Consider the following 26544-nt stretch of genomic DNA (forward strand, 5'->3'; position numbering starts at 1 on the left):
CAGGTTCTTACCAAATTATAAGGTGACGACTCTGGCGGCCAGGGCTATCAGTATCCCCCCGGTTAATCGATTTACCAGCTGACTGCGCCGCTGCAGCGCTTTAAGCACCGGGCCGTGGGATAGCAGTAGTGCAACGATGCTGTACCAGATACCGTCTACCAGGGCTGCTGTGGCGGTCATAATCAGCTGATCGACTATGCCTGCATCGGGGCTGATGAATTGCGAAAACAGGGCGATAAAAAATATCGCCAACTTAGGGTTAAGCACTGAGATCATCGCACCTTCAAACCCTGCTGATAATATTGTGCCTTTTTCGGTGCTTTCGACTTCAAGATTACCGCTGCGCCCAGCCCGAATCGCTTTCACACCGATCCATGCCAGATATCCGGCACCGAGCCAGGTGATGATTTTGAAAGCTATCTCAGATTGCTCTACCAGAATAGCCAGACCGGAAATAGTCGCAAAGGCCCAGAGGCCGACACCAGCAGCATGGAACCAGCTAGCCGCCAAGCCATGACGGCGACTGTTGCCGACGGTTTGCTTCAGCACTACCGCCAGACTTGGGCCGGGTGACATCGCCCCCAGGCAACAGATGGCGAGCAGTGAAAGCCAGGCAGTTAAAGTCATAAAGCATCCTTGGTGACGAGTGTTTAAAAAGAGATATTGTCCCTGCTCAGCGTAATGGCTTAAACCGGACTAAGCTGATAGAGAGAATTATATTGCAGTGATGTGGCAGGGGCTAGGGGGCTGAATCGTTAATCTTGATTTAGGGGCTTTGCCAGCGTTCGCTTTAAGATAATCTGTAAACTTAGCCTGGAGCTGAGGTGTCAATGATGCAAAGTCTGGAAACTGTGTCTCGTTCCTGCCCTTATTGCGGCGAGCCGATTGAATTATTACTGGATTGTACAGAAGGGGATCAGCAATATATTGAAGACTGTCAGGTATGTTGCAGACCGATAACCGTTGATCTGCAACTGGAAGGCCCTGAGCCTGTGGTTATGCTGACTTGCGAAAACGATGCATAAAAAAACGCCGCCTCTTAGCAATAAGAGGCGGCGTTTTCTATCGACTTACGGGGAATGATGATTAATCGATCAGGCCGTAGTCAGTACGCAGGATCTCAACGATCTCTGCTTTAGGGTTTTCAGACAGCGTCAGCTTCTCGCCGGTAATCTTCTCAGCAATACCCACATAAGTGTCAGACACTTTCTGCAGCAGAGCAGCAGGCAGCGCATTGTCTTCTGCTAGCGCGTAACGCTCTTCCATGCGGTCTTTGTTGATCAGGATATCCGGATCCGGGAAGTGGTTCAGCAGTTCCTGACGGAATACTTCTTTGGAGTTTTCAACCACTTTACCTTCACGGTAAGACGCGCCATCCCAGATACGGGAGGAGTCAGGGGTGCCGACTTCGTCCATATAAATCAGTTTCTCAGTGCCGGATGCATCAGTCACATAACCGAACTCGAATTTAGTATCGACGAATACCTGGTCGATTTTCTCAAGTTCGTTGCTGATCACATCAAAGCCTTCTTTAAGCAGCTTCTCGTAAACAGCGATATCGTCCTGGGTACGGAACTGGAACGCTTCGTGGTTATTAACGATGTCATCACGGGTAATGTTCACATCATCAACTTCGGGCACGCCAGGGATATCTTTAAGAATGCCTTTGGTGGATGGCGTAATCAGCAGCTCTGGAAGCTTCTGATCTTTTTGCAGATCGTCGGCTATCTGGATACCACAGAACTCACGCTCGCCTTTGGCATAAGAACGCCACATAGACCCGGTGATGTACTGACGGCAGATCGCTTCGATCATAACCGGTTTAGCTTTCTGTACGATCCAGACAAACGGATGGGGGATATCCAGAATATGGCTATCGGCCAGACCGTTCTCACGGAACAGTTTGAACCAGTGGTTAGAGATTGCGTTAAGTGCTGCACCTTTACCCGGCACACCGTTCATACCGCCTTCACCGTGCCAGATGCACTCGAATGCGGATATACGGTCACTGATGACCATAATTGCCAATGGCGCATCTTCAGCAACGTCATAGCCTTTTTCTTGAATCAGGCGGCGACTGTCGGCTTCGGTTAGCCAGTAAACGGAACGTACTTTACCACTGTGTACCGGCAGGTCGGTACGGATCGGCAGATCATTGTTTACTGCCAAAACCTTATCAGCAAGACTCATTGCAAACTGTCCTGTATAGCTTAATAAATAGAGAGTAGGGTACCAGAAAGCCGCTGCTTTTCGCGGCGGGTAGTGCGTCAATAGCACCGGGGTGGGCGTGATAGCTGGGTTCATTGCAGAGCTGGATGAACGGCGCTGTTTATCGTCCGATTCTGGAACAGGGATATTACACAGAATTACTATTAGCTGCCACTTTTTGTCCGCTGAGTCTGGTTTTACAATCGGGTTTATAGATAGTTGTCTTAAAGCGTCACCGCCAGGGTATTTGTCGCGCATCTAGCTGCTATACTGCCGCCTCTGTCAAAGAGGTCTGTCTGTGTCTTCAAACGAAACGTTGTTCTATCAAGCCAACCCCCGGGCGGTCTGGTTTGTATTAGCCAGTATCTGCCTGGCGATGTTATTAATCCCCATGACCCTTTCGTCGGTTAATATGGCGTTGCCTTCGATCGCTATCGACCTGCAGGCTGATGCGGTATTAGTCAGCTGGATACCCTCGGCAACGTTGTGGGGGAGCATTGTGCTGTTGCTACCGGCTGGCAGGGTCGCCGATATGGTTGGCCGAAAGCCGATCTATCTTATCGGTGTGGTGGGCTATTCGCTGTCATCCCTGATGATTTTTGCCGTTGATTCTATCGAGTTTCTACTCCTCGTTCGCGTACTGCAGGGATTGTTCAGTAGTCTGGTATTTGCCACGGCGATGGCGATTATTGCTGCGGTCTTCAGTGACCGGAGTCGGGGAACGGCGCTGGGATTAGGCGCAACGTCCGTTTATCTGGGGCTTACCTGTGGGCCGCTTATCGGTGGCTGGTTAACCGAGAGCCTGGGATGGCGCAGTGTCTTTTGGGCGCCGGTGACACTGGCACTGGTGGCTATCGTATTGGCGATGATCTATGTCAGAAACGATCGGGATAAAGACAAGCCTATTCAACCCCTCGATTGGCAGGGTTCTCTGCTGTTTGTTGTATTGGCGACATTGTTATTGTTTGGCTTGTCGGGTTTGCCGGGGCTCCTCAACTGGTTAATGCTACTGGCAGGTATCGGGTTGCTCTTTGTGTTTGTCTGGCAGCAGAATCGTTGTGAATACCCTCTGGTGCGCTTCAGTCTTCTGGCGGCGAACCGGGTTTTAAACCGCTCGCTGCTGGCCAGTTTTTTTATGTACGGCGCGCATTTTCCGGTGCTTTTTTTACTCAGCCTCTACCTACAATATCTGCAGGGATTATCCCCCAGCGAGGCCGGCCAGCTGATTCTGTTACAGGCGCTTATTATGGCGATTCTGGCGCCGATATCAGGGCGCTTGTCTGATCGTATAGAGCCCCGTCTGATCGCCACCCTGGGTTGTATTTTCTTTGGCCTGGGCTTTGCGACACTAATTTTCCTTCAGTCAGATAGCGCGCTCAATCATGTGATTGTCTCGCTGTGTCTGCTGGGGATTGGCTTTGGTTTGTTCTCTACGCCAAATAATAATGCGGCGCTGGGCTCGGTGCCTAAAGACCGGCTGAGTATCGCGTCGGCACTGCTCAACCTGTCCCGGACCAGCGGTAACATGTTTAGTATGGCGATAATTATGTTGCTAATGAGTCAATGGCTGGGAAGTGAACAGATCATGCCAGAGCGTTACCCTGACCTGATGATAGTGGTGAAATTAGGCTTTGCCATTGCCTGTGCGTACAGTTTTATGGCGGCCTGGTTTTCTTATAGCCGGGGTAAGGTTAGCCGTTAATTTAGCCGGCGTTCCAGACCTCTCTCGGCAATGATACGTGTGGCAATCTCTTCAATTGAGAACAGGGTGGTGTTGATGTGGGGTAGTTTTTCGGTGCGGAACATCCGCTCGACGATACGGACCTCATCTTCACACTGATCCAGGGAAGAGTAACGGCTGTTAGGGCGGCGTTCATGGCGTATCGACGCCAGTTGAAAAGGGTCGATCGTCAGCCCGTAGAGCTTATCCCGATACGGTAGTAGTGTTTCGGGGAGTTTGTCGCTGGCCAGGTCCTCGTCGGTCAACGGGTAGTTAGCCGCTCGCACCCCGAACTGTAGTGCCATATAGAGACAGGACGGGGTTTTACCGCAACGGGAAACGCCGGTGAGAATGATATCGGCCTTATGGTAGTGCTGAGTTCTGGCGCCATCATCATTATCGATAGCAAAGTTAACCGACTCAATTCGATCCATATAGCTGGTGACTTCGTTTATCGCATGGGATTTACCGACGCTATATGAGGAATGACTACCGAGCTCCAGTTCCAGCGGTTTGAGAAAGGCTGAGAAAACATCAATTTTATAGGCGCCGCTGGTGGAAATAACCTCACGGGTGGCTTCGTCTACGACGGTATCAAAGACGATCGGACGTTGTCCGTCTTCCTCCATCACCTGGTCTATCATATCAACTGCGGCGACCGCTTTTTCGATACTGTCTATATAGGGCAGGGTCACCTTATTGAACGCGATTGAGCCAAACTGAGCGAGTAGACTGTTGCCCAGCGCTTCAGCGGTTATGCCGGTACCATCAGAGATAAAAAAAGCGGTGCGTTTCATAAGATAAAGAGATCCTGCTTCATCAAAATGTATTGAAGGGCCTCTATTATTGCGGCAACCGTCTTCTGTGTATAGCCAGTAAATAGATTAAGCTTAAAATTGATCTGCTAACTGCCACAGGCGGGTGATTTGAAGTATGATGCGGCTATAACAAAAAGTAGCGCAATTCAGGAGTGCAGCATTTTGCAGGATTATATCGTTCGTCTGGATCAGGTAGGTATGGGTGATATTGAGCAGGTGGGTGGCAAAAATGCCTCACTTGGCGAGATGATCACTGAGCTTTCTGAAGCGGGTGTTAAGGTACCAGGTGGCTTCGCTACGACCGCTACTGCATTCCGGGATTTCCTTGCCCATAATCAACTCGATAAACGCATCAATGATATTCTGGCGGAGCTTCAGTCTGACGACGTTAATGCGCTGGCTAAAACCGGTAGTCTGATTCGTCAGTGGATACTGGAAACGCCTTTTCCTGAGGCGCTGGATAAGGCCATAGAAGAGGCCTTTGCCGAGATGGTGGGTGATAGCGATATGGCCGTGGCTGTACGTTCCTCAGCAACCGCTGAAGACCTTCCGGATGCGTCTTTTGCAGGCCAGCAGGAAACCTTCCTCAATATTAGCGGACTGGACAATGTCAAAGCCGCCATACACGACGTCTTTGCGTCACTCTATAATGATCGCGCTATCTCTTACCGGGTACATCACGGCTTTGAACATCATGAAGTAGCCCTGTCTGCCGGTATACAGCGCATGGTACGCAGTGAAACCGGTGCCAGCGGCGTCATGTTTACCCTGGATACTGAGTCCGGCTTCCAGCATGTTGTGTTTATTACTTCAGCGTATGGTCTGGGTGAAACGGTGGTTCAGGGCGCCGTTAATCCTGATGAATTTTATGTTTATAAACCGACCTTGCGTCAGGGGGCTCCGGCTATTCTCCGCCGTAGTATCGGCACGAAAGCGATAAAAATGGTTTACGGCAGTGAAGGCACTACCGCAAACGCAGTCGAGACGGTGAAAGTGCCGGCTGAAGAGCGCATGCGCTTCTCTATTTCTGATAATGATGTTGAGGAACTGGCATCGATTGCGATGACCATTGAGAAACATTATGGCCGTCCGATGGATATTGAATGGGCCAAAGATGGCGATGACGGTGAGCTGTATATCGTACAGGCACGTCCTGAAACTGTTAAAAGCCGCGATAAAGCGGCGGTTATCGAGCGTTATCTGCTAACTGAAACCGGTAAGGTACTGTTGGAAGGGCGTTCTATCGGCCATCGAATTGGCAGTGGCCCGGTGCGTATTGTTGAGAGTCTCAGCGATATGGATAAGATTCAGCCCGGCGATGTGCTGGTAACGGATATGACCGATCCGGACTGGGAACCGGTGATGAAGCGCTCTTCTGCTATCATTACCAACCGGGGCGGGCGTACCTGCCATGCTGCGATCATCGCCCGTGAACTGGGCATTCCTGCGATTGTGGGTTGCGGTGATGCGACTGAGCGTCTGACAGACGGTCAGGATGTGACTGTCTCCTGCGCTGAAGGTGATACCGGTCGCGCTTATGAAGGCCGTCTTGATTTTGAGCATCAGACCAATAAGGTCGATTCGATGCCGCCGTTACCCTTCGATATTATGATGAACGTGGGTAATCCTGATCGGGCATTCGATTTTCAGGCATTGCCGAACGCCGGGGTAGGGCTTGCCCGCCTGGAATTCATTATCAACCGCATGATCGGTATTCACCCAAAGGCGCTGATTAATTTTGATCAGTTAGACAGTGGTCTGCAAAAAACTATTGAACGACGCATTGCTGGTTACCCCAGCCCTATTGAATTTTACGTTGCTAAGCTGGTGGAGGGTATCTCGACGCTGGCGGCTGCCTTCTATCCGAAGAAAGTCATTGTGCGGATGTCAGACTTTAAGTCCAATGAGTATGGCCACCTGATCGGTGGTGATGCGTATGAAGCTCACGAAGAAAACCCGATGCTCGGCTTCCGGGGGGCAAGTCGTTATATTTCAGACTCGTTCCGTGAATGTTTTGAGTTAGAGTGTCGGGCACTGAAGTATGTGCGCGATGTGATGAAGCTTACCAATGTTGAAGTGATGGTACCCTTTGTTCGTACTGTTGGTGAAGCCAAACAGGTTTCCGAATTATTGGCTGAGAACGGTCTTCGCCGAGGCGAGAACGGTTTACGGCTGATTATGATGTGCGAGATTCCCTCAAATGCGTTGCTGGCAGAGCAGTTCCTTGAGTATTTCGATGGCTTCTCCATCGGTTCGAATGACCTGACACAGCTTACGCTGGGTCTGGATCGTGATTCCGGTATTATTGCCCATCTTTTTGATGAGCGAAATGAAGCGGTACGTAAGTTGTTGTCGATGGCTATCGAAGCCTGCAAAGCACAAGGCAAGTATATTGGTATCTGTGGCCAGGGCCCGTCAGATCATCCGGATCTTGCGCAGTGGTTAATGGAACAGGGGATTAGCTCGGTTTCTCTTAACCCTGATAGTGTTCTGGATACCTGGTTTTTCCTGGCGAATGACAGTGACGATAGTCCGGTTAATTAGTTAGCTGAATTATTTATACCGTTATCTACATGCTCTGTATTTCCAATGCGCCTCGCTAAGTTTCTCCAGTTAAACAGCCCGTACAGTCGACAGCAGATACAACTGCTGTTGGCTAAAGGGCAGGTGACAGTGGCTGGGAGTGTGGTAACTGAGGCTACTTTTGAGGTCGACCGGTTTATTCGGGTTGAACTGGAAGGGCGGTTACTACAAGAAGTACAAGGGCATTACTTCATGCTCTATAAGCCTGCGGGCGTTGTTAGTGCGACAGAGCATCCCGAGCATCGAACAGTGATTGATCTGCTCCCTGAGACGGTACGATCCGATATTCACCTTGCCGGCCGTCTTGACCTTAAAACCACAGGACTGATGTTACTGACCAATGATGGCCGCTGGTCTCGCCGGGTGACGCAGCCGGAATCAACCATTCCCAAAGTTTATCGGGTGACAACTAAAGATCCGGTTGCCAGCGATGCGGAAGCGGTCTTTTCCCGTGGGATCTATTTTAGTTACGAAGATATCACCACCCGCCCGGCAGAGCTTGAACGGCTAGGGCCCTGTCAGTCACGTCTGACAATCCATGAAGGACGTTACCATCAAGTGAAGCGAATGTTTGGTTACTTTGATAACGAAGTCACAGAGCTGCATCGTGAACGTATCGGAGATTTGGTACTTGATCCGTCATTGAGGCCTGGAGAATACAGGCCTTTGACGGCTGCCGAGATTGCGCTGTTTTAAGTTATTAGCGGTGATACAAGTGACTCTTGTTGGTCTGATCGGTATATAGCTTGTATAGCCCTTGTTATTTCAAATGATAAGGCTCTTTTTCCTCTTCCAGGATCTCTTCATCAAGTGGTTTGAACACAAAAATTCTGGCCATCATGAAATTAAAGCCCATACCGACTAATACACCAATAATCAGGGCACTAAACTTATGCTCGATAAAGAATGGTACGTAAGAGGTTAGTACCGTGTATGTACCAAAATTCATCGCAAAGCCCGCAAGAGAAGTGGTTATAAATGATAACCATTGCGTTACGTGGTGCGTTTTTTTACGATCGGTAAAGGTAATTGTTCGATTCCAGAACCAGTTCCAGGTTGCTGCTGGCCAGAAAGAGATCGCTCGTGAGAGGTTGTGACCGAGGCCAAAATAGAGCTGCAGAGCAAAATAGATCAAACTATCAACAATAAAACCTGTTCCGCCTACAATGCCAAATTGTGCAAATTCAGAGACCGTGGGGTATTTGAATTTATATAAGCGACGAAGATGCCTCAGGTACAGAAACTGCTCTTTTAAGCTCAGCTTACTTTCACCATGCTCTCTGTCTTTAAAGTGTATTGGATGCTCTCCAGGCGTATTGAAATCGCCTTTGACCATGATCTCCAGGCCGATTTTGTAACCCGCAGGCGTCAGGTGTGCGCAGGTTTCAAACTTTTCCCGTTCAAAGGCGAAAAAGCCAGACATCGGATCTTTAATATGGCAAAGGGGTAGGGCCAGCCAGGTAGCAATTTTTGAATTAAGAAGCCTGAAGAAGCCCCAGTCATCATCAAACGAGCCACCCTGAATGTACCGGGAGCCCACGACAAAATCGTTTTGATTAGTCTCCAGCTTTTCTACCATTGGCTGGATGGCCGTTGAAGGGTGCGATAGATCGCAATCCATAACGACAACATATTTTCCCTTAGCCTCTTCAATACCCCTGATTACTGCAGTAGAGAGGCCGCGTTCTTCCGTACGGACAATAATTCTGGCAGGAATCCTGTCAGAAATGTTTTTTACTGCTTCGCAGGAGCCATCCTCAGAGTTGTCATCAACAAAGATAATTTCGAACGATTGACCATCCAGTGAACTGGAAACCTGTTCACAAATCAGAGGAATGTTCTGAACTTCTTTATAGGTTGGTATTACGATGGAAATCTTTATGTCAGACATATATCGCTATATCACTCAGGGAAAAATAGGATAATGCTATAGATATCAAGATAATAATACAATTAATACTGCTATGGTCGCGAACACTGAGTTTTAATCCGTGGCGCTTTCTTCAGGGGGATCATTGAAGTGTGCAAAGCGCTTCCGCCTGTCACTTGTTATACCATCTTCAACAAATTATTATGCCGGTCTCTAATAAGTAATTTCAGCAATGGATTTATATGCCAAAGACAGCCCCATCAAAATTACTTGACGTGATTCTTTGCGTATACGCAGTCGTAGTACTGATTGCCAGCTTTCTAATTGCGCCTATGCATGATTATGCGCTCTATTTTGCTCATTGGGATCTGATTTTGAGTGGTGGAGACCCCTGGGCAAAAATCGATGCCCCTAACGCATATGGTCCTGTTTATAATATTTTTGCATTGCCCTACGCGCTGCATAGCCAGCTGCCTAAGTTGATCTTTGTGAGTTGTTGGCTGGCCGTAGCGCTCTATACGGTTCGTTATTTCAGTGCTCTGAAAAACGTAAGTGCTACGGTGAAGTGGTTCTTTGCGGCGTTCTGGTTGTTAAATCCGTTCTTTATAGTCAGCACCTCTTTTTACGGTTTTAATGATAGTTTGGTGGGTATGCTCTGTTTTCTTGGGGTATTGTTTGCTGTTAAGGGTAATGGCAAGACATCGCTATTAATTCTGACAATTGGTGTTCTAACCAAAATTTATCCGCTCTTTCTGTTGCCGTTTTTAAGCAAAAGCTGGAAGAACATCCGCCGCAATATTCTTATCTTTATGGTGGTGTTGTTGGCGGTGTATTTGATTACCTATCTTATCTGGGGGCCTTCGTTCCTGGTTGCTTTCGGTAAGGCTAATGGTCGAAATCCAACACTATTTTCGATTATGATGTTTTTGTATAGTGATTATTTTCCATTCCAAAGCATTAGTAATTTATTGATTTCATTAAATAAGCCGCTTGCCATCGGTACGGTTTTCTTCGTATTTATGCGTTTTCGTAAAGGAAAACTGGAACAACATGCCGCCTTTCTAGCGGGTTTTACCGCGCTCCTTATGTTCTATAAGGCCGGACAGCAGCAGTTTTACCTGACTTATTTCGCCATATTTGCCGCCTGGGTTTTGATTGAGTTCCGTAAAGAACTACCAAACCTTAAAGCGTTTTATGCGGTTCTTATGCTCGGTGTCTGGATGATGCTGATGGCGGGTATTGTTTATCCTGCGACCTCTTACATGAGTGGTGAGCATGTTTGGATACGCCAGGTGATCGGTCTTCCAACCTTTATTCTGCTATGCGTTATTTTCAAACAGCTTGTCTTTCCTATCGCTATAAAACAGACTGAATTTGAGACCGACCCACTTTTACAGTAGGGGTTAAAGGTATTTGTTTGTACATTACCTAAGCTGGTTTATTCATATCACGTGCTTTGGTCATCGGTATAAACAGGCAGCATAAGCCGCCCAATACTCCGGCAAGGTGTGCCGCTGGATAGGGTGGCCAGGGGCTCTGGCTTAACAGCGCCTGGCCGCTAAACTGCTCCCAGATGACTTTACCTATGCAGATCAGCATCGGCAGCCAGCCACTCAATGACGGTTGTTTGCGTGCGAATAGCAGTAGACTGATAAACAGCGGGGCAAAGAGAATGCCTGATAACCCTGCGTAGCTGCTGACACCGCTCCAGGGTGATAACAGTAACCCGTTTACAGTGATCAAACCTCCCAGTATTGATAGTAATAGCAGCCTTTTTGAATACCTTTCCAGATAGCCAGCTGCCAGTGCAAAAGCGAGGATATCCCAGCTGAGATGGCTTGTTGATGTATGGCTTAGATGTCCTGAGATAAGCCGCCATAATTCACCTTCACTAATCAGTCTCTGGTCGAAGTAGCCTAGCTGGAAGAGTTCAGTTGAGAGGCTGAATGGGAAAGCGAGAAAGATGATACTGAGGGTAATCACCGGTATGAAGCTAACACCTCCCGCATAAGCGGGAGGGTGCTGTTGTCCAGTGAGTGTATTATATAGCCAGAGGTTCATAGTCGCCTCAAGACCGCTTACGGTTGCGATTGTTACTGAATTGAACCAGTAGCAGGGCAGCGATCAGGAGAAGTACCCAGTGACCGATAGCGCCAGAACCACCGCCCAGGGTTGCCCGGTTATTCGATGGGTTAAACATAGGTTTCTGGTTGTCAGCCCGTACAGTTTTTACCGGTTGCTGTAGCCGTTGTTGACGGGCGTTGTTTTCAGTATCCGTACGTTGCTGGTTATTTCTGTCTATATTGAGTTGTTTAAACACTTCGTCCCTGACAATCAACATAGAGGTGTAGTTTGTTACGAGGTCATACTGGATGGCCAGATCGGTGATCGCCTGTTGAGTATCTTCGTTACTACTTTCCCCAAGATAATCCATTTTAGCTTGCATGTTTTCAATGCTGGAATAGGCCCAGATTCGCTCCAGCTCGGGATGTAAAAGGCTGCTTTCCGGGAGCGTTACTTCAGTACTGTATAGTCGTTTTTGATCACCAATTTTACCTGTAAGTGTGACCTGTACGGGCCCTGGTTTGTGGTAGTGTCCTGCGATTGTTAGCTGCTCGCCCCGATAGAGGGAATTAATCTGCTCAGGAGTCAGATCGGTAACTCTGCCGCCATCAATTTTCAGTTCAACATCCCGAAGCGCCTGATGTGTCATCTTACTGGTGGCCAGCATTAGCTGACCAACGATGTCATCGGCATTAGAGACGCTGATTGCAAACCCGTTAGAGACATCGGTCATACCATCCAGCAGAGGACGGTTTGCACTATTACCCATCACGAAAGTGAACAGTCGGATATCGGCTTTTTCCATCAGCGTCAGAAAGCGTTTTTTCTCGGTAACACCGACATTAGCAACACCATCGGTGACCAGTATCATCGCGTTGCTTCGGTCTGCATCCAGGTGCTTTAAGCCTTCTGATATACCGGCATAGAGGTCGGTGCCGTCATGGGGCTTATACTGTTCCAATTGATTTAATAGTGGATTAATAATTTCGGGAGTGGCTGCCTGAAACCCCTTCGAAAAGTCAGTTGCTGAATTGTTAAACAGAACAATCTTGAAACGGTCATCTGACTGTAATTTCCCCAGCCCTTGTCGTACGCCTTCAACCAGAGTGCTGTATTTACCCTGCATCGAACCGGATACGTCCAGCACAAAGATCCAGTCTCGTCCTCCCTGAACAGCCGCAAGGTCGTCTCCAGGGGTCAGAGTCATTAAAAATGTGCCTTGAGAGTCCGTCGCTTTTTTATAACTTATCAGATCGACGCTACCGGGAAGATCTTGCTTAAGGCGCCAGTAAACAACGATATCCTGATTAAGACTGGCTGCGGGCAATATCCCGGCTGTTTGCGCCAGGACAGGGTTTAACTGCTGTACTTCTGGATCCTGCTCAATAGGTTGAGGCTCATCTGATGCTAAAGCGTCTGTTGAAAGGGCCCCTGACTGGTTCGCCATGCTGATCTGCCATTGGGTAGGGTTAAGCTGCTGAATCGATGCCTGAGGCTGTTGTGGGAGGCGGATAGAGTCGACCGGGTAACCTGAACCCAGCGTCATGTTGAAGCTGAATTTTTCATCGACGACTTCATTTCTGCTCCAGAATGCGTTTTTCTGGTCATCAACGCCGCCATCTTCTAGTGGGTAAACATAGCGTCCGATGCCGGAATCGACATGAGCAGGCTGAATATAGACTAACTTGATTCGCACATCACTGTTTGGCTGTACTGGTGTGACGCTAATGTCGAAGGTTTTATGGCTGTCTTTCTCAACTAATGCTGTCTCTCGTCCTGCCTGTTTTTCCTGCTCATAAATTTGCCGTGCCTGTTGTTTCTTTACGACTTCGCCGGTAACGGGCCTACCATCAATCCAGTAGGTAAACTCGCCAACGGCCGCATGCTCAGGTACTGGAAAACTATATATCGCTTCGAGTGCCTTATTACTGGGGTTATGAAATACCTGTTCTACGCTGGTGACAGCATAACTGTGTTCAAGCACCACATTGACATGGTGTTCTTTGATGCTCAGATCGGGCTGGCTTGAATTGGCTGGTTTTAGTAACCCTGCTGCGTCAGCAGAAGATGTGACTACGGAGCCTGCGGTAAGTGTAACGGCTATGGCGATAGCGCCGGAAAGTGATTTGATGTTCATATTGTCCTCTGTAGATCGGCTGATCAATGTCGGAGGGATAATGGGATATGAACAAACAGAACAGTAGATAAACAGTCGGGGTATCAGATAGTGATACCCGACGTTGAGGAAATTACACCTTAACTAACAGAAACATCCTGTCAGCTTTTACGATAGTTTTTAAACAGGCTGTATTGCCATTGACGAATCGCCAGCACCATAGTGTTGCCATGTTTCTGTTCCATCGGCAGGGGAGCATCATCGCGAATCTGACTGTTAAACTCTTCTGCGATCCGTTCCATCTTTTTCTGCATAGCGAGATTAGCTTCAGGTGTTAAGACGCCGTTCAAAACGATTAGCTTTTCATGTTGCTTATCAAACCGTGAGCGAAAGAAATCCTGTTCTACTTTCTGTTGGAAAAACTGTTGGATCGGGCCATTGGGTAACCAGGAAAAGTTAAGGTCGACCAACAGTTTTACCCGGTTGTTGGGCTGGAGCTCTATTATTTTTAGTCGATCAAGCTGTGCAAGCTTGCGAATGCACTGATGCTCATCCAGCTCGTAATGGGTAATAATGTCAGAATAGCTAAAGCCATTGATGACACTGACGGCTACCAGCAAGAGTTCCAGATCTGAGGCGATCTCTTGTTCCTGTTCCCGGGTCAGGCATGTCAGTCGTTGTTGTTCCTGTGCCATGAGCCGAAACAGCCCGGTCAATTCCAGTCCGGCTAGTTCTGAAATTACCTCAAGGCGTTGCAGCGTAAAGTTCTGCTCTGAAAATAGTCGTTTAACAGAGGCTTCACTCAGATCCAGGGCGGCAGCGACATCGATGTAGGTTTTACCCTGAGCTTTAAGCTGTTTTTTTAATGTTTGTACCAATGCAGCGGTTTGAGCCATCACAGATATTCCGAGCAATTATAAAGTTGTGTTTTAACATAGAATTAGCCGTAAATCTCAGGGAACGTATTATATTGTGATATTTATACCGTTATCAGTCTTTAGGTCTTAATAATATTTGAGGGTAGGTTAGCAGTGTAATCAGCGTAGGCTCTTTAAGGATCAGTTACGTCTTGGTATAACAGCTGTAGCTAGCGCCAGGCTAAACGGGTTCGCTGACTGTAACGACTATCAAATTGGAGATGTAAGTGACATATAAAACACCTGTACAGGTGCAAACTGCAAGGTTGCAACTCGATAAAGTTAACATCGATGACTGGCCTGAGCTGCATAAGTACTACCGGGATATCGAGTCGACACGGTATACCACTGGCCGTCCTTTAAGCGAAGGAGAAAGCTGGCGTATCGTTGCTGCGCTTATTGGGCATTGGGAGATCCATAACTACGGGCCTTATACGGTTAAGCTTAAAGACTGTGGTACGGTGGTTGGTGTTATCGGGCTCTGGTATCCAGGTGACTGGCCTGAGCCCGAAATAATGTGGGCATTAATTCCTCAATTCACTGGCCAGGGCTATGGCCGGGAAGCTGCAGATGCTGTCAGAATCATGGCGGCAGAGTTCTTACCAGAACTGCATCTGATTAGTCTTATCTTCGAGAAAAATTTACCGTCAAGAACGCTGGCGGAAGCCGTGGGCGCGAGGTTTGAAAAGCGGATGCTCTTTCGCGATAAAGAAGCGATGATTTATCGTCACATCTCACCGCGAAATGCGGGTAATGGCGATACCAGCGAGAATTCCAGCTAAGGCTATCAGGCCTGCGGAAGGGACAGCGTCACCCAGAATCAAAGTGCCCGCGAAATACGCTACCACAGGGATGAGAAAGTTGCAGTTCGAGAGAAAACTGGGGCCAGCGCGGTTCACAACGATGAAGTAGATGATAGAAGCAAAGCCTGCCGGCATTAGTCCCAGCCAGGCCACTGCCATGAGAGCATCCGCAGTTGCTGCATATATCAACTCATCAAAAATATTCCCCAGATCAGAAAATACCAGTGGCAGTGTTAGCAGAAGGCCGCATATCAACATGCCTGCGCCTGCCACTAGCGGATTAAACGTAGGCAGTAGTCTTATTAGTACTGTGTTTATTGCGTAGCTGCTGGCTGCTGCCAGAATGGCGAGTGCGCCTAACAGGTCTACACTACCTGCCGCAAAAGGGTTGAGTAAAATAGTAACGCAGGTAAAGGCGAGAATAAAACCGATGATTTTGTAGCGGTTTAATTGTTCACCTTTAACGAAATAGTGCGCGATTAGCATGGTAACAAAGGGCATGACAGCCATCAGCACACCGGTACTGGCTGATGGAACTGATTGCTGTCCCCATGAAATAAGCATAAATGGGAGGGCGCTGCCGAACAGTCCCAGTAGCATAAAACAACCCCAGCTCCTGGCATTCAACGGTAAGCGCAGTCCTTTTGAATAGGCAAATAGCGTGACGACTAACGCACCTAAACCGACACGAAGCAGGGTAATGGTAACTGCTGTGAGGCCTCCTTCGATCGCAATGGAGGTCACCATAAAGGAGGTGCCCCAGATAGCAATCAGGATACTGAGAAGGAGCCAGTTCATCAGTTGAGGGCTTAGCACTGTTTTAGGTCAGATTCGCTATGATTGGGAGAGGGCTAGTTTATACTAGGTATTCACAGATTGCTTATATGGGTGATCTATACCGTGTTCGGCTAGTCCCGGTATTGCAGGCTGCTTTTCATTCTGGGTATTGAAATGAAACAATTTATTATAATCGCGCTCGTCGCTGTATTGGGGCTGATATTGCTTATATCAGGCTATCTGATGCTTCAGGGGTATCTTTCTCGAAGTGATAGCCCTCCCGGCTTATCTGATGGCAGATTAACCCCCTGTGGTGAAAAACCGAATGCAGTGTGCAGTGAAACGGGTACTGATACTGCGCACTTTGTTGAACCGGTGGGTCTGTGCTTGCTTAGCATGTCTTCAGTCGTAGCTGATGTCGAGTCTTTGGGCGGTAAGGTCATCCATGTTGAAACCGGTTATCTGGCTGCAGAGTTCAGCTCCAGTGTGTTTGGTTTTGTCGATGATCTGGAGTTACGCAAAGACAGCGTAGCCGGTGTGATCCATATTCGTTCTGCTTCCAGGGTGGGTTATTCCGACATGGGGGTGAATCGTAAACGGGCAGAGCAGCTACGGGCATTGCTGGAAGGGCAACAATGAGCAGGACTAAAAAAGTTGATTATCTGGCGGGCTATGCAGCCGAGCTGCAACAGCAGGCTGATACACTTATAGAGTCAGGAAAATTACCGGACTATCTTCGCAAGCGCTATTCCGGTCACCACTCTGTCACCAGCTCGAAAGCGTTATATCACTATACACTGGAGCTAAAGAGTAGTTACCTGCGGCAATCAGCACCTCTGAGCAAGGTTGAGTATGATGATAAAATCGATGTCATCCAAAATGCGCTGGGGTTACATACTCATATCTCTCGTGTGCAAGGGAACAAGCTGAAAGCTAAAAAGGAGATCCGTATCGCTTCGCTGTTTAAGCGTACTCCTGAGCCTTTCTTACGCATGATCGTCGTGCATGAACTGGCGCATATTCGGGAAAAACAACACAATCGTGCTTTCTATAAACTCTGCCAGCATATGGAACCTGACTATCATCAGCTCGAGCTGGATCTGAGGCTTTATCTCACCTGTATAGACCGCTTTGGCCCGGTCTTCTGAGTGAGTGTGCATGGCTATGTCTGCTAAAGATTCGATAACCGTTTTTTATGATGGATCCTGCCCTTCTTGCGAGCGGGACCGGCGGTACTACGAGTCTTTGCGGGCCGCAGATGATCAAAGCGTTATTTGGTTTGATATTACAGGACAGGAGCAACAGCTAAGAGAGTGGGGGATTGATCCGCATAAAGCCTTGCTGGAGCTACATGTTCGTGACTCTCAGGGTAAACTCTATTCTGAGCTGGCGGCTTATCGCTTGTTGATGGGCCGGGTACCACGTCTGAAGTGGCTTGGCTGGCTGCTCGGCCTGCCGATAGTTCGAACGTTAACCAGCTATCTGTACCACTGGTGGGTCGAGCGGCGGCTACGCAGAGAGGGCCGTCTATAGAATCCGCAGAGGCTATATCGTCAGTGCTGTAAAGCTCAGGTTGGAATGACCGTAGATGTTACTTTTCTGACAGAATATGTCCTTTTTCCGCCTTGAGGCTCGGGTTAAATTGTTTCTTTCTAATTAGAGGAACAGATTATGCCTATCTGGAAAACAGAGATGAGTGTCGATCAACTACAGTCTTTTGTCAAAAATACCCTGGTCGATCATCTGGGGATTGAGATCACTGAAATCGGCCCTGACTATGTTTGTGCTTCTATGCCGGTTGATACCCGCACTCATCAGCCAATGGGCTTGCTACACGGTGGCGCATCAGTGGTATTAGCTGAGACGCTGGGCAGTGTTGCTGCACAGTTAGCAGCTGAACCCGGGCATGCATGTGTGGGTCTTGAAGTGAATGCTAATCACCTGTCTGGTATCAGTACCGGATATGTTTATGGCAAAGCATCACCGATACATATTGGTCGTTCAACTCAAGTTTGGGATATCCGAATAAAAGATGAAAATGGCAAAGCGATCTGTATTTCTCGACTGACGATGTCGGTGCTTAGTAATCGTTTATTAACATAGATTAAATTTTAGTTAAAACGTCTTTGGTTATGTCGTAATTAGATAATTATATAGTGTTTCATTTTCAGTTGTGGTGCTAGACTGCCCTCATACAAAGCTGGCTTAAGAAGCCGGCTTTTTTGTTTTTTTTGAAACCTTTATTCAGACAAAGTCTTAGAGAATACGTTTAGTGCGAAATACCCTGTTGCCATTAATCACCTTGTTTGCCAGCGCAGTGATTCTTTATCTGGGCATCGGGCTTATGAATATTTTGGTGCCCTCCCGAATGGGGCTGGAAGGCATGTCTACCGATACCATCGGTATGGTTTTGTCGATGTTTTTTGTCGGACTGTTTGCCGGTGCCATCTATAGTAAACAGCTGGTTAAACGTGTCGGTCATATTCGGGCCCTGGCTGGTAGCGTCGCCATTGAAGCGATCTGTATTCTCGCCTTTACACTAGACACCAGCCCCTTGCTTTGGGGCGTTTTACGGGTGTTGTTGGGCTTTAGCCATGCCTGTCTGTTAACGGCGATGGAAAGCTGGCTGAGCGATAGTGCTTCTGAAGAAAATCGGGGCAAAGTGCTAGCGGTCTATAACGCTTGTATTCTGGGCGGGCTATTTGGCGGACAGTTTCTGATGGGGGTGGCAGAGCCCTCTGATAACACGTTATTCATCATTGTTGGAATGCTTTTCTGTATGGCTGCATTGCCCATACTTTTCAGCCGCGTACAAGGGCCTGTTATTGAAACGATTGCTCCGATGTCTGTCATCTCACTATTTAAAACCTCACCGCTGGGGGTGGCTACTTGCCTGACCGCAGGGGCTGTTTATTCTGCGTTGTTTAATATGCTGCCGGTGTTTGCCGCGGAATACCATATAAACGGTTTTCAACTCTCTCTGTTTATGGGGTGTGCGATTATTGGCGCCTTTACACTACAGTTTCCGGTAGGACTGTTGTCCGATCGCTTCGATCGTCGTTCAATTTTATTTGTGCTGTTGTTGCTCTCGTCTGTTTTGGGAATCGCGGTTATTCCGTTGGCTGAACGAGAGATGACGATCGGCATTTTTATAGTTAATGGTATAGCTGCAGGTATCATTACCTGTTATTACCCACTGAGTGTTGCCGAGTCTTTTGATAAGTTGAAAAAGTCCGAGATGGTTTCAGCAATGGGAAGTCTACTGCTGGCATTTGGTATTGGTGGGGCAATCGGTCCTTATGCTGCTTCAGTGGTGATGCAGGTCTTCGGAAGTTCCAGTTTGTTTTACTTCCTCGCTATTCTTCAGATTTTATTAGCACTGTTTACGCTGTATCGAATGACTGTCAGTAAGGCGCTACCGGTGTCCGATCAGGAAGATTTTGTCATGCAGAACGCAGCGCTTTCTACCTCGGTTAATCTGGATCCACGAACCGAGTATACCGAGCCAGATGCAATCCCCAGTTCCGCGGCGAAAACAGCTGTTCTGATTGCTGAATCCGACCCTGCAGCGGCGGTAAAAATGGCGCGCGCTTTAACCCTGAATAACCCGGAGAAAGGCACCGAAGTGGCCGCAGCGGTAGCAAGCGTACCGGGTATAGATGTTATGCGACTCTATGAGGTTATGAAAGAGACGGCCCCTTATCAGATACTAGAGATTACCCAGGCCATTGTGAAAGCCAAGCCAGAGCTTGCACCTGAGTTGATATCACAACTGGCAGAATGGTATCCGCAACAGGTGATAGCGGTGGCTATTGAAGTGGGTAGAGTGTTTCCAGATATGCGGATTGAGATGGCGCGAATTGCTGTGGCATCAGCACCAGAATCAGCGACTCAGGTTGCAGAGTATTATTCAGGGTTGTTAGCTGAAGAGCGGGAAGCGATCCGTCCAGCGGATAGAGAAGAGGATACCAGTGAATCTGATGTAATGAACATCGCATCTGAATTGTGGGATGCTAACCCTGATCAGGCGTTAGATATTGCGGTAACCGTGGCAGAATCATTCCCTGATGCGGCGGTTCCAATGACCGAAGAGTATATGGTGAATTATGAGCAGGATACTGATGAGAGTAGCGTTTCATTAGATAAAGGAGAGGCCGAGCCCGGTGAGTATTCAGATGCGGTTGAATGGGTCTCAAGGATGTCAGAGGCTGCACCGGATCAGGCGCTTGATATAGCCGTTGCGGTAGCCGAGTCAGTACCTGAAACGGCAGTGCCAATGACTGAAGACTACATGGCGCACTATGAACCTGAGGGTACAGAGGATGAAAGCCTGAAAGGTGACGTGAGCGCTGAAGCAGTAGGCGATGGTGAGCATCCCGCGGCGGTGGAGTGGGTATCCCGGCTGTCAGAAGCAGCACCGGATCAGGCACTGGATATTGCGGTTGCGGTTGCTGAATCGGTACCGGAAACCGCAGTGCCAATGACAGAAGAGTTTATGTCTCAATATGAACAGGATTCTGTCGAGGGGAGCATGTCGGCGGAATCTAACTTGTCGGAAATGGACTCAGAAGAGTATTCAGATGCGGTTGAGTGGGTTTCGAGACTGTCAGAAGCAGCCCCTGATCAGGCAATGGATGTTGCTGCAACTGTGGTTGAAGCGGCACCGGAATCTATGCTCGAGGTCACGGAGGAATACCTGTCCGTTTCCGAGGAGGATCAAGAGGTTGCCGACGAGATCAATGAAGTGTCAAATTTAAGTGAAGAAGAAACGGAAGTTGAGGATGAAGAGCACCAAAAAGCCGTCGAGTGGTTAACCCGCATGTCAGAATTGTCACCGGAGATGTCCCTTAATCTTGCGGTTAAAATTGTTGAAGCAGTGCCTGAGAGCGCCGGCTATGTAGCGGCTGAGGTCTCCAGATTGTTGCATGAAAGCCATAATGAAGAGAGTAGTGGGATTGTCGAAGAGCCTGCCAGTGAAATTGAAGAGGCAGTAGAAGTGGTGAACAGGCTCAGTGAAGCTGCTCCGGATAATATCGAAGATGTTGCCATCGCAGTGGTTGGAAATATTCCCGATGCAGCCTCTGAGGTTGTCGACGCGATCAGCGATGGTAGTGAAGCTCGGGAAGGCGAGTGGGTCGAGTCGATAGATAAAAATAGCTGAGCAAAAGTATTCAGAGATCGGCCAAACTGGGTGCAGGTTGTGCAATCCGCCGATCTCTGTATGTTTAATGGTTCAGGTCATTCAGAATGATCGTCTTAATCTGGATACGGCCTCAGTAATATTAATGGGGTCGGTATTACTAAAATTAAGCCGAATAGCGTTATCCTCTACGATTTGTCCCTTAGGGTAAAAGGCCGCTCCGGGTACTACCGCCAATTTGTGTGTTAAGGCTCTTTCAGCAACTTCAGAGCCGCTGCCAGTGGTTAGCTTGAGCCAGATAAACATACCCCCCTCGACCACTTCAATCTGAACTTGTTTTTCCATTTGTCGAATGAGTTCGGACGTAAGTTGCTGATAGCGTTCTCTATAGCTGTCTTGTAAACGTGCTAAATGGTTGGGATATTCAGCATGATTCAGCAGAGTGTTGATCATCGCTTGCTGCGGTAAACCCGTATGCAGGTCAGTTGCTTGCTTAATACGTTCAGCAATGGTGATAAATTCAGCCGGCCCATTCATCGCACCCATTCGAATACCAGGAAAACCGGTTTTTGAAAATGACTTAAGCTGGATACAACCTTCCGGGTATAGTGTTATCAGCGAAGAGTGTTGATCCCCACTGAAGCGTAATTCCCGGTATGGCGCATCTTCAATAAGGGTAATGCCATAATGGCGGCACAAGGTGCAAACCCCAGTTCGAGTCTCTTCTGACCATACACGCCCAGTGGGGTTGTGAAAATCTGGTACGGCATAGAACAGCTTTACCCTGCCTGTTTTGAAATGGTTTTCAAGTTGAATGAGGTCCGGCTGTGATTGATTGTGGCTTTTCTCACTGCCCTGGTACAGCGGGTATATTTCAGCGCCCGCCAGTTGAAAACTTTGTAGTGCACCTAGATATGCTGGAATTTCTGCAACTACGCCGTCCCCATGATTCAGGAATGCACGTGAGATCAGATCCAATCCCTGTTGGCTGCCGTTACAGATAAGCCATTTATCATTCTGTTCTGGATGCTGCTTCGTTAGTGTTTCGATGAGAGGAGCGTAGCCACGACTGGCACCGTATTGGAACAGCTCTGTCTTATCGGTGAGTAATACACATGATGCACGGATAAGGTCTACCGGCAGTAAGGATGAAGCAGGTAAACCGCCTGCCATTGAGATCATTTCTGGTTGGCTCGCGGCCCTTAAAATCTCTCTAATATAGGATGGCTGCAGGGAGTCTGCGGATCTGGAAAATTCCATAATAAGGTTACTCAGGATGCATTATTTAATTACTGCCAGAGTCTATACCTGAGAAAGGCAGTAAATTTATTCATTTATGCTTTGTTAATTATCCAAATATGATCTATTTTTTATTCAAATATGCTAATCGGTTATTTACTGAGTCTATATGGTTGCCATACAACAAGACGCGCGAATTAATGATGTTCTGTATTATATTCATCGGGATCTGAGTGCTCCGCTAACTGGGGCTGTTCTAGCGCGTGTTGCTGCTTATTCAGAACAGCACTTTCACCGTGTATTTCAACGTGTTACCGGTGAGTCTCTACATCGGTATATTCGGCGGATTCGATTAGAGCAGGCGGCAAATCTGTTGATGTTTGAACCCGATTCGCCGGTACGTGATATCGCTTTGAAGTCTGGCTATAGTTCTTTAGCTTCTTTCACCCGGATATTTGGCGAGCAATTTGGAATCAGTCCCGGTCGTTGGCGACATCAGGAAACTCCGCAGATGCTGCCTTATAATACTGATCCCGAAATTGCAGCGGGTGCCAAACGAATAGCCGGGTACCCGTTACCTGTACCAGACCTTCTTGAGCTACCAGATCAGCCGGTGGCCTATATTCGTCACTTGGGTTACGGCCGTTCGATCAAAACAGCCTGGCAAATTCTGCAAGCCTGGGCTGTCGCTGAAGGTCGGCCTTTTGGTCCGCAGATAGGGCTGCATCATTCTAATCCGGCATTAACGCCATTAGACCAGTGCCGTTATGTTGCCTGCCTCGGTATTGATCGGCCAATTTCCCGCCGAGGTCTGGTAAACTCACTGGTCATTCCTGGTGGGCTCCATGCAAGGTTCAGATTTAGTGGACAGTATGGTGATTTGTTACCTTGGATTACTCGCTTGCAGAACGAGTGGTTATCACATTCCGGACTTAAAGCTGGTGTGACGCCCGCGTTTGCAGAATATCAGCGTAACCAGTTTATCGACGCACAAGAGCATTTTGAACTCTGCTATTACCAACCGGTTTCCCTATATTAAAAAAGGAATATTTTAATGAGCATAGACATCAGCCTGAATGACACTCTTGCGCAGAGTGAGGTAATCGATATTTACCGGGCTAACGTTTGGTCTGCCGCTGATAAACCCGAAAAACTGATGGCTGCTTTGAAGGCTTCCCATAGCCTGGTAACGGCCCGGGACTGCGGTAAGTTAATCGGGCTTGGAAATGCAATATCTGATGGCCATTTAGTGGTGTATTATCCTCATCTACTCGTTCTGCCTGAATATCAGGGGCAGGGCGTTGGAAAAGAGCTTATGCGGGTTATGCAGCAGCGCTATCAGGGTTTCCATCAACAGATGCTGACTGCTGATGGCGATGCTGTTGGCTTTTATCAGGCGCTGGGCTTTACCCGAGCAGGGAAAACCGAGCCGATGTGGGTTTATGCGGGTAATGATCACTAGTCATTAGCGTTTCATCCTTAGATTAATTACAACTGTTTTATTTAGAACCGGTGACCTCCGTGAGCCATTCCCGTTTTGCTCGTTTAGTACCTTTGTTTTTTGTTCTGCTCTGGAGCACCGGCTTTATTGGTGCAAAGTACGCGCTACCTTATATAGAGCCCTTTTATCTGCTGTTTATTCGGATGTTGCTAACTCTGGCGGTGTTTACGGGTCTGGCGTTGGTGTATCGTTCCCAATGGCCCTCGTTACGACAGGGAGGGCATCAGGCGGTTGTTGGGTTCCTCGTGCATGCCTGTTACCTGGGTGGCGTTTTTGCAGCGATTAAGTGGCAGATGCCGGCAGGTATTACCGCGATCATTGTTGGCTTACAGCCCTTGCTAACCGCTCTGATTGGCTGGCAGTGGCTGGGGGAACGGTTACGCTCATTGCAATGGATTGGTTTGATATTAGGTCTGTTGGGTGTCATCGCTATTCTGCTCAGCGGTCAGAATAGTGACACGCTGATCATTCGGCCGGAGGCTATTGTTGCCGCACTGTTGGCTCTGGTGGGTATTTCGCTGGGTACGCTGTATCAGAAGCGTTTTGGTGGGCAGGTTGACCTTTTGACCGGCTCAATCTGGCAGTATCTGGCTACTGCGGTAGTGATGGGGATACTGGCATTTTTCTTTGAAGAGCGCCATGTGGTGTGGAGCCCAACTTTATTGCTGGCTCTTGGCTGGTTAGTGTTTGGTCTGTCTATCTCGGCAATACTGCTGCTTATGTTTATGATTCGCGAAGGTGAGGCTGCCCGTGTGGCAAGTTATTTTTACCTGGTCCCCCCCGTGACGACACTGGAAGCCTGGATTCTCTTTGGCGAATCGTTAAATTGGATTCAGGTGGCCGCCATTATGGTTACTGTTTGCGGTGTATATCTGGTACTGAAACCTGGTGCAAAAATAAGATCGGCATAAGCTTTACTTACATCCTCAATTGATTATTTTCTGATCTATCGGACATCTTGTGAATATTGAAGTGCTGTTTGTTTTCGCTTTGCTATTGGTCACTATCGGTTTATTTATCTGGGATCGTATCCGGATGGACCTGGTGGCAATGATGGTTGTTGTGGCTTTGGCCGTTTCAGGCATTATCACTCCGGCTGAGACGGTATCTGGCTTTGGCCAGTCACTGGTCGTGATGATTGCTGGTTTGTTTGTGGTGGGTGAAGGGTTGTTTCGTACCGGTGTTGCCGCTGCTGTCGGTAACTGGATTATGCGGATGGGCGGGCAGAGTGAGAAAAAATTGCTACTGGTGTTAATTCCGGTCGTTGCGGGTATGTCTGCCGTGATGAGTTCCACCGGTGCCGTAGCTCTGTTTATTCCAGTGGTATTGAGTATCTGCCGCTCAGCCCGACTTCAACCTTCGCGAATGCTGATGCCGCTGTCGTTTGCATCACTGATCGGTGGCATGATGACGCTGATCGGTACACCACCGAATATGGTTGCCAGTACCCAGTTACAGGTAGCCGGGCTGGAACCCTTCAGTTTTTTTGATTTTACGCCGATTGGCGGCATTATCCTGCTCGTTGGTACTCTGTACCTGGTCTTTATTGCTCCCGCATTATTGCCTGACTCGGGTGTGAGGGAAGCGGTCCATCCCTATTTGAAAGAGTTTGCTGAACGTTACGGTATTCAGGATAACCTTTATCGACTGAGAGTCAGAAATGATTCAGAGCTGGTTGGCAAAACCGTTTCTGAGGCCCGTCTTCGCACCCAGTTCGAGGTGACAGTTTTTGCTATTCGGCGAGATGGAAAGCTCCTGTCTTCGTTGATGCCGGTATTAAGTGAGACGCTCATAGAAAGGGGTGACATCCTGCTCGCATATAGCGAGCCGGAAGGGATAGAAAAGATGTGCATTCAAACCGGTTGCATGTTTTTTGGCTTTCCGGACGATGAACGTACCCGAATGGATAAAGAATTTGGGGTAGCCGAGGTGATGCTGCATAACCGATCGCCCATTGTTGGCAAAACCATTCAGGGGGCCCGGTTCAGGGAGCAATACAATCTGAGTGTGATTGGTGTATTACGCGACGGCAAGCCACTTACCACCCGTTATAACGGAGAGCCGCTTGCTTTTGGTGACACACTGCTTTTGGCCGGAGGCTGGCGTTATATCGAGGCGCTGGAGGAACGGCATAACTTTGTTGTCTTGGAAACTCCTGCTGAAATGACGGAAAAATCCGCACGATGGGGGCATGCTCCGGTCGCACTATTTATCATGCTCAGTATGCTGGTGTTAATGATCAGCGGTGTATTGTCGAGCCTGAGTGCTATTTTACTGGCTGCCGTTGCGATGGTTCTTACCGGTTGCATCAATATGAATGAAGCCTATCGCTCGCTAAATGCAACCAGTCTGGTGTTGATTGCCGGTATGCTGCCTTTGGCGCTGGCGATACAGAAAAGTGGCGCTTTGGATCTTATTGTAAATGGGTTGCTCTCGATATTGGGCAGCAGTACACCGATCCTTATCTGTGCGGGTCTTTTTGTGCTTACCTCGGTATTGAGTCAGTTTATTTCTAATACAGCCACGACGGTTTTGATTGCTCCCATCGCGATTGCGATAGCCCAGGGGCTAGGCATGAACCCAGAGCCCTTTATGATGACCGTTGCAATAGCAGCGTCAACCGCGTTTTCTACGCCAATAGCGTCTCCGGTGAACACCTTGGTGTTGGTGCCGGGTAATTACCGTTTTATCGATTTCGTGAAGGTGGGGTTACCGTTACAGATTATGGCGATGATCATCACTTTGCTGATAACGCCGCTGATATTCCCGTTTTAAAACCTTCTACTTA

Annotated in this window: 24 protein-coding genes; 15 read left to right on the forward strand and 9 right to left on the reverse strand. The window is 48.3% G+C overall.

Features of this window, described 5'->3' with window-relative positions:
* Positions 1 to 15: 15 nt before the first annotated feature.
* Positions 16 to 627 (reverse strand): LysE family translocator, encoded by a 612-nt coding sequence (locus tag AMJAP_RS08200; protein WP_019621778.1) that lies wholly within the window; start codon positions 625 to 627, stop codon positions 16 to 18.
* 203 nt (positions 628 to 830) lie between these two features.
* On the opposite strand from AMJAP_RS08200, the gene AMJAP_RS08205 reads away from it, so the two are divergent.
* Positions 831 to 1025 (forward strand): CPXCG motif-containing cysteine-rich protein, encoded by a 195-nt coding sequence (locus tag AMJAP_RS08205; RefSeq protein WP_425304024.1) that lies wholly within the window; start codon positions 831 to 833, stop codon positions 1023 to 1025.
* Between the two features lie 61 nt (positions 1026 to 1086).
* On the opposite strand, the gene AMJAP_RS08210 is transcribed toward AMJAP_RS08205, so the two are convergent.
* Complete coding sequence (locus AMJAP_RS08210) at positions 1087 to 2466, reverse strand: phosphoribosylaminoimidazolesuccinocarboxamide synthase (RefSeq protein WP_019621780.1); 1380 nt, start codon at positions 2464 to 2466, stop codon at positions 1087 to 1089.
* Between the two features lie 40 nt (positions 2467 to 2506).
* On the opposite strand from AMJAP_RS08210, the gene AMJAP_RS08215 reads away from it, so the two are divergent.
* Entirely contained in the window at positions 2507 to 3910 is a 1404-nt protein-coding gene (locus AMJAP_RS08215) for an MFS transporter (RefSeq protein ID WP_019621781.1), read from the forward strand.
* On the opposite strand, the gene ppsR is transcribed toward AMJAP_RS08215, so the two are convergent.
* Positions 3907 to 4725 (reverse strand): posphoenolpyruvate synthetase regulatory kinase/phosphorylase PpsR, encoded by an 819-nt coding sequence (ppsR, locus tag AMJAP_RS08220; RefSeq protein ID WP_019621782.1) that lies wholly within the window; start codon positions 4723 to 4725, stop codon positions 3907 to 3909. The genes AMJAP_RS08215 and ppsR overlap by 4 nt on opposite strands.
* A gap of 219 nt (positions 4726 to 4944) precedes the next feature.
* Here ppsR and ppsA point away from each other — a divergent pair, with 219 nt between their 5' ends.
* Both ppsA and AMJAP_RS08230 read left to right on the forward strand, forming a co-directional pair.
* Positions 4945 to 7290, forward strand: coding sequence for a phosphoenolpyruvate synthase (ppsA, locus tag AMJAP_RS08225; protein ID WP_376787807.1), 2346 nt, complete (start codon positions 4945 to 4947; stop codon positions 7288 to 7290).
* 45 nt (positions 7291 to 7335) lie between these two features.
* On the forward strand, positions 7336 to 8025 hold the full coding sequence (locus AMJAP_RS08230; protein WP_019621784.1) for a pseudouridine synthase: 690 nt from the start codon (positions 7336 to 7338) through the stop codon (positions 8023 to 8025).
* Between the two features lie 64 nt (positions 8026 to 8089).
* On the opposite strand, the gene AMJAP_RS08235 is transcribed toward AMJAP_RS08230, so the two are convergent.
* Positions 8090 to 9220, reverse strand: a complete 1131-nt coding sequence (locus AMJAP_RS08235; protein WP_019621785.1) for a glycosyltransferase — start codon at positions 9218 to 9220, stop codon at positions 8090 to 8092.
* Positions 9221 to 9441: 221 nt separating this feature from the next.
* Here AMJAP_RS08235 and AMJAP_RS08240 point away from each other — a divergent pair, with 221 nt between their 5' ends.
* A complete protein-coding gene (locus AMJAP_RS08240; RefSeq protein WP_019621786.1) occupies positions 9442 to 10599 on the forward strand; it encodes a hypothetical protein in 1158 nt (385 codons plus the stop codon).
* Positions 10600 to 10627: 28 nt separating this feature from the next.
* On the opposite strand, the gene rrtA is transcribed toward AMJAP_RS08240, so the two are convergent.
* From rrtA to AMJAP_RS08255, 3 genes are all read right to left on the reverse strand, one after another.
* Positions 10628 to 11260 (reverse strand): rhombosortase, encoded by a 633-nt coding sequence (rrtA, locus tag AMJAP_RS08245; RefSeq protein ID WP_019621787.1) that lies wholly within the window; start codon positions 11258 to 11260, stop codon positions 10628 to 10630.
* A 7-nt stretch (positions 11261 to 11267) separates the two neighbouring features.
* Entirely contained in the window at positions 11268 to 13400 is a 2133-nt protein-coding gene (locus AMJAP_RS08250; RefSeq protein WP_019621788.1) for a VIT and vWA domain-containing protein, read from the reverse strand.
* Between the two features lie 140 nt (positions 13401 to 13540).
* The gene (locus AMJAP_RS08255; protein WP_019621789.1) at positions 13541 to 14275 is read right to left on the reverse strand and encodes a hypothetical protein; all 735 of its coding nucleotides are present in this window, start codon (positions 14273 to 14275) and stop codon (positions 13541 to 13543) included.
* A 248-nt stretch (positions 14276 to 14523) separates the two neighbouring features.
* Here AMJAP_RS08255 and AMJAP_RS08260 point away from each other — a divergent pair, with 248 nt between their 5' ends.
* Positions 14524 to 15078, forward strand: coding sequence for a GNAT family N-acetyltransferase (locus tag AMJAP_RS08260; RefSeq protein ID WP_019621790.1), 555 nt, complete (start codon positions 14524 to 14526; stop codon positions 15076 to 15078).
* On the opposite strand, the gene AMJAP_RS08265 is transcribed toward AMJAP_RS08260, so the two are convergent.
* Entirely contained in the window at positions 15031 to 15897 is an 867-nt protein-coding gene (locus AMJAP_RS08265) for a DMT family transporter (protein WP_019621791.1), read from the reverse strand. The genes AMJAP_RS08260 and AMJAP_RS08265 overlap by 48 nt on opposite strands.
* A 153-nt stretch (positions 15898 to 16050) precedes the next feature.
* Between AMJAP_RS08265 and AMJAP_RS08270 the strand changes: the two genes are divergently transcribed.
* The 5 genes from AMJAP_RS08270 (at position 16051) to AMJAP_RS08290 (ending at position 21037) form a co-directional block, all read left to right on the forward strand.
* Positions 16051 to 16515: a DUF1499 domain-containing protein gene (locus AMJAP_RS08270; RefSeq protein ID WP_019621792.1), complete on the forward strand. Its 465-nt coding sequence runs from the start codon at positions 16051 to 16053 to the stop codon at positions 16513 to 16515.
* Positions 16512 to 17024, forward strand: coding sequence for a M48 metallopeptidase family protein (locus AMJAP_RS08275; protein WP_019621793.1), 513 nt, complete (start codon positions 16512 to 16514; stop codon positions 17022 to 17024). The genes AMJAP_RS08270 and AMJAP_RS08275 overlap by 4 nt, the downstream gene beginning before the upstream one ends.
* A gap of 16 nt (positions 17025 to 17040) precedes the next feature.
* Positions 17041 to 17409 (forward strand): thiol-disulfide oxidoreductase DCC family protein, encoded by a 369-nt coding sequence (locus AMJAP_RS08280; protein ID WP_156815185.1) that lies wholly within the window; start codon positions 17041 to 17043, stop codon positions 17407 to 17409.
* A 138-nt stretch (positions 17410 to 17547) separates the two neighbouring features.
* Positions 17548 to 17979, forward strand: a complete 432-nt coding sequence (locus tag AMJAP_RS08285; protein WP_019621795.1) for a hotdog fold thioesterase — start codon at positions 17548 to 17550, stop codon at positions 17977 to 17979.
* Between the two features lie 169 nt (positions 17980 to 18148).
* On the forward strand, positions 18149 to 21037 hold the full coding sequence (locus tag AMJAP_RS08290; RefSeq protein ID WP_019621796.1) for an MFS transporter: 2889 nt from the start codon (positions 18149 to 18151) through the stop codon (positions 21035 to 21037).
* Between the two features lie 81 nt (positions 21038 to 21118).
* On the opposite strand, the gene AMJAP_RS08295 is transcribed toward AMJAP_RS08290, so the two are convergent.
* Positions 21119 to 22189 (reverse strand): aminotransferase-like domain-containing protein, encoded by a 1071-nt coding sequence (locus tag AMJAP_RS08295; RefSeq protein WP_169336955.1) that lies wholly within the window; start codon positions 22187 to 22189, stop codon positions 21119 to 21121.
* Between the two features lie 235 nt (positions 22190 to 22424).
* Here AMJAP_RS08295 and AMJAP_RS08300 point away from each other — a divergent pair, with 235 nt between their 5' ends.
* The 4 genes from AMJAP_RS08300 to AMJAP_RS08315 are packed head-to-tail and all read left to right on the forward strand — an operon-like array spanning position 22425 to position 26531.
* On the forward strand, positions 22425 to 23294 hold the full coding sequence (locus tag AMJAP_RS08300) for an AraC family transcriptional regulator (RefSeq protein ID WP_019621798.1): 870 nt from the start codon (positions 22425 to 22427) through the stop codon (positions 23292 to 23294).
* Positions 23295 to 23309: 15 nt separating this feature from the next.
* Positions 23310 to 23717 (forward strand): GNAT family N-acetyltransferase, encoded by a 408-nt coding sequence (locus AMJAP_RS08305; protein ID WP_019621799.1) that lies wholly within the window; start codon positions 23310 to 23312, stop codon positions 23715 to 23717.
* Positions 23718 to 23776: 59 nt separating this feature from the next.
* Positions 23777 to 24667, forward strand: coding sequence for a DMT family transporter (locus AMJAP_RS08310; RefSeq protein ID WP_019621800.1), 891 nt, complete (start codon positions 23777 to 23779; stop codon positions 24665 to 24667).
* A gap of 49 nt (positions 24668 to 24716) precedes the next feature.
* Positions 24717 to 26531 carry an SLC13 family permease gene (locus AMJAP_RS08315; protein WP_019621801.1) on the forward strand — a complete coding sequence of 605 codons (1815 nt, stop codon included), beginning with the start codon at positions 24717 to 24719 and terminating at the stop codon, positions 26529 to 26531.
* Positions 26532 to 26544: the final 13 nt, after the last annotated feature.

This window comes from Amphritea japonica ATCC BAA-1530, assembly GCF_016592435.1.
GTDB classification, from domain to species: Bacteria; Pseudomonadota; Gammaproteobacteria; order Pseudomonadales; family Balneatricaceae; genus Amphritea; species Amphritea japonica.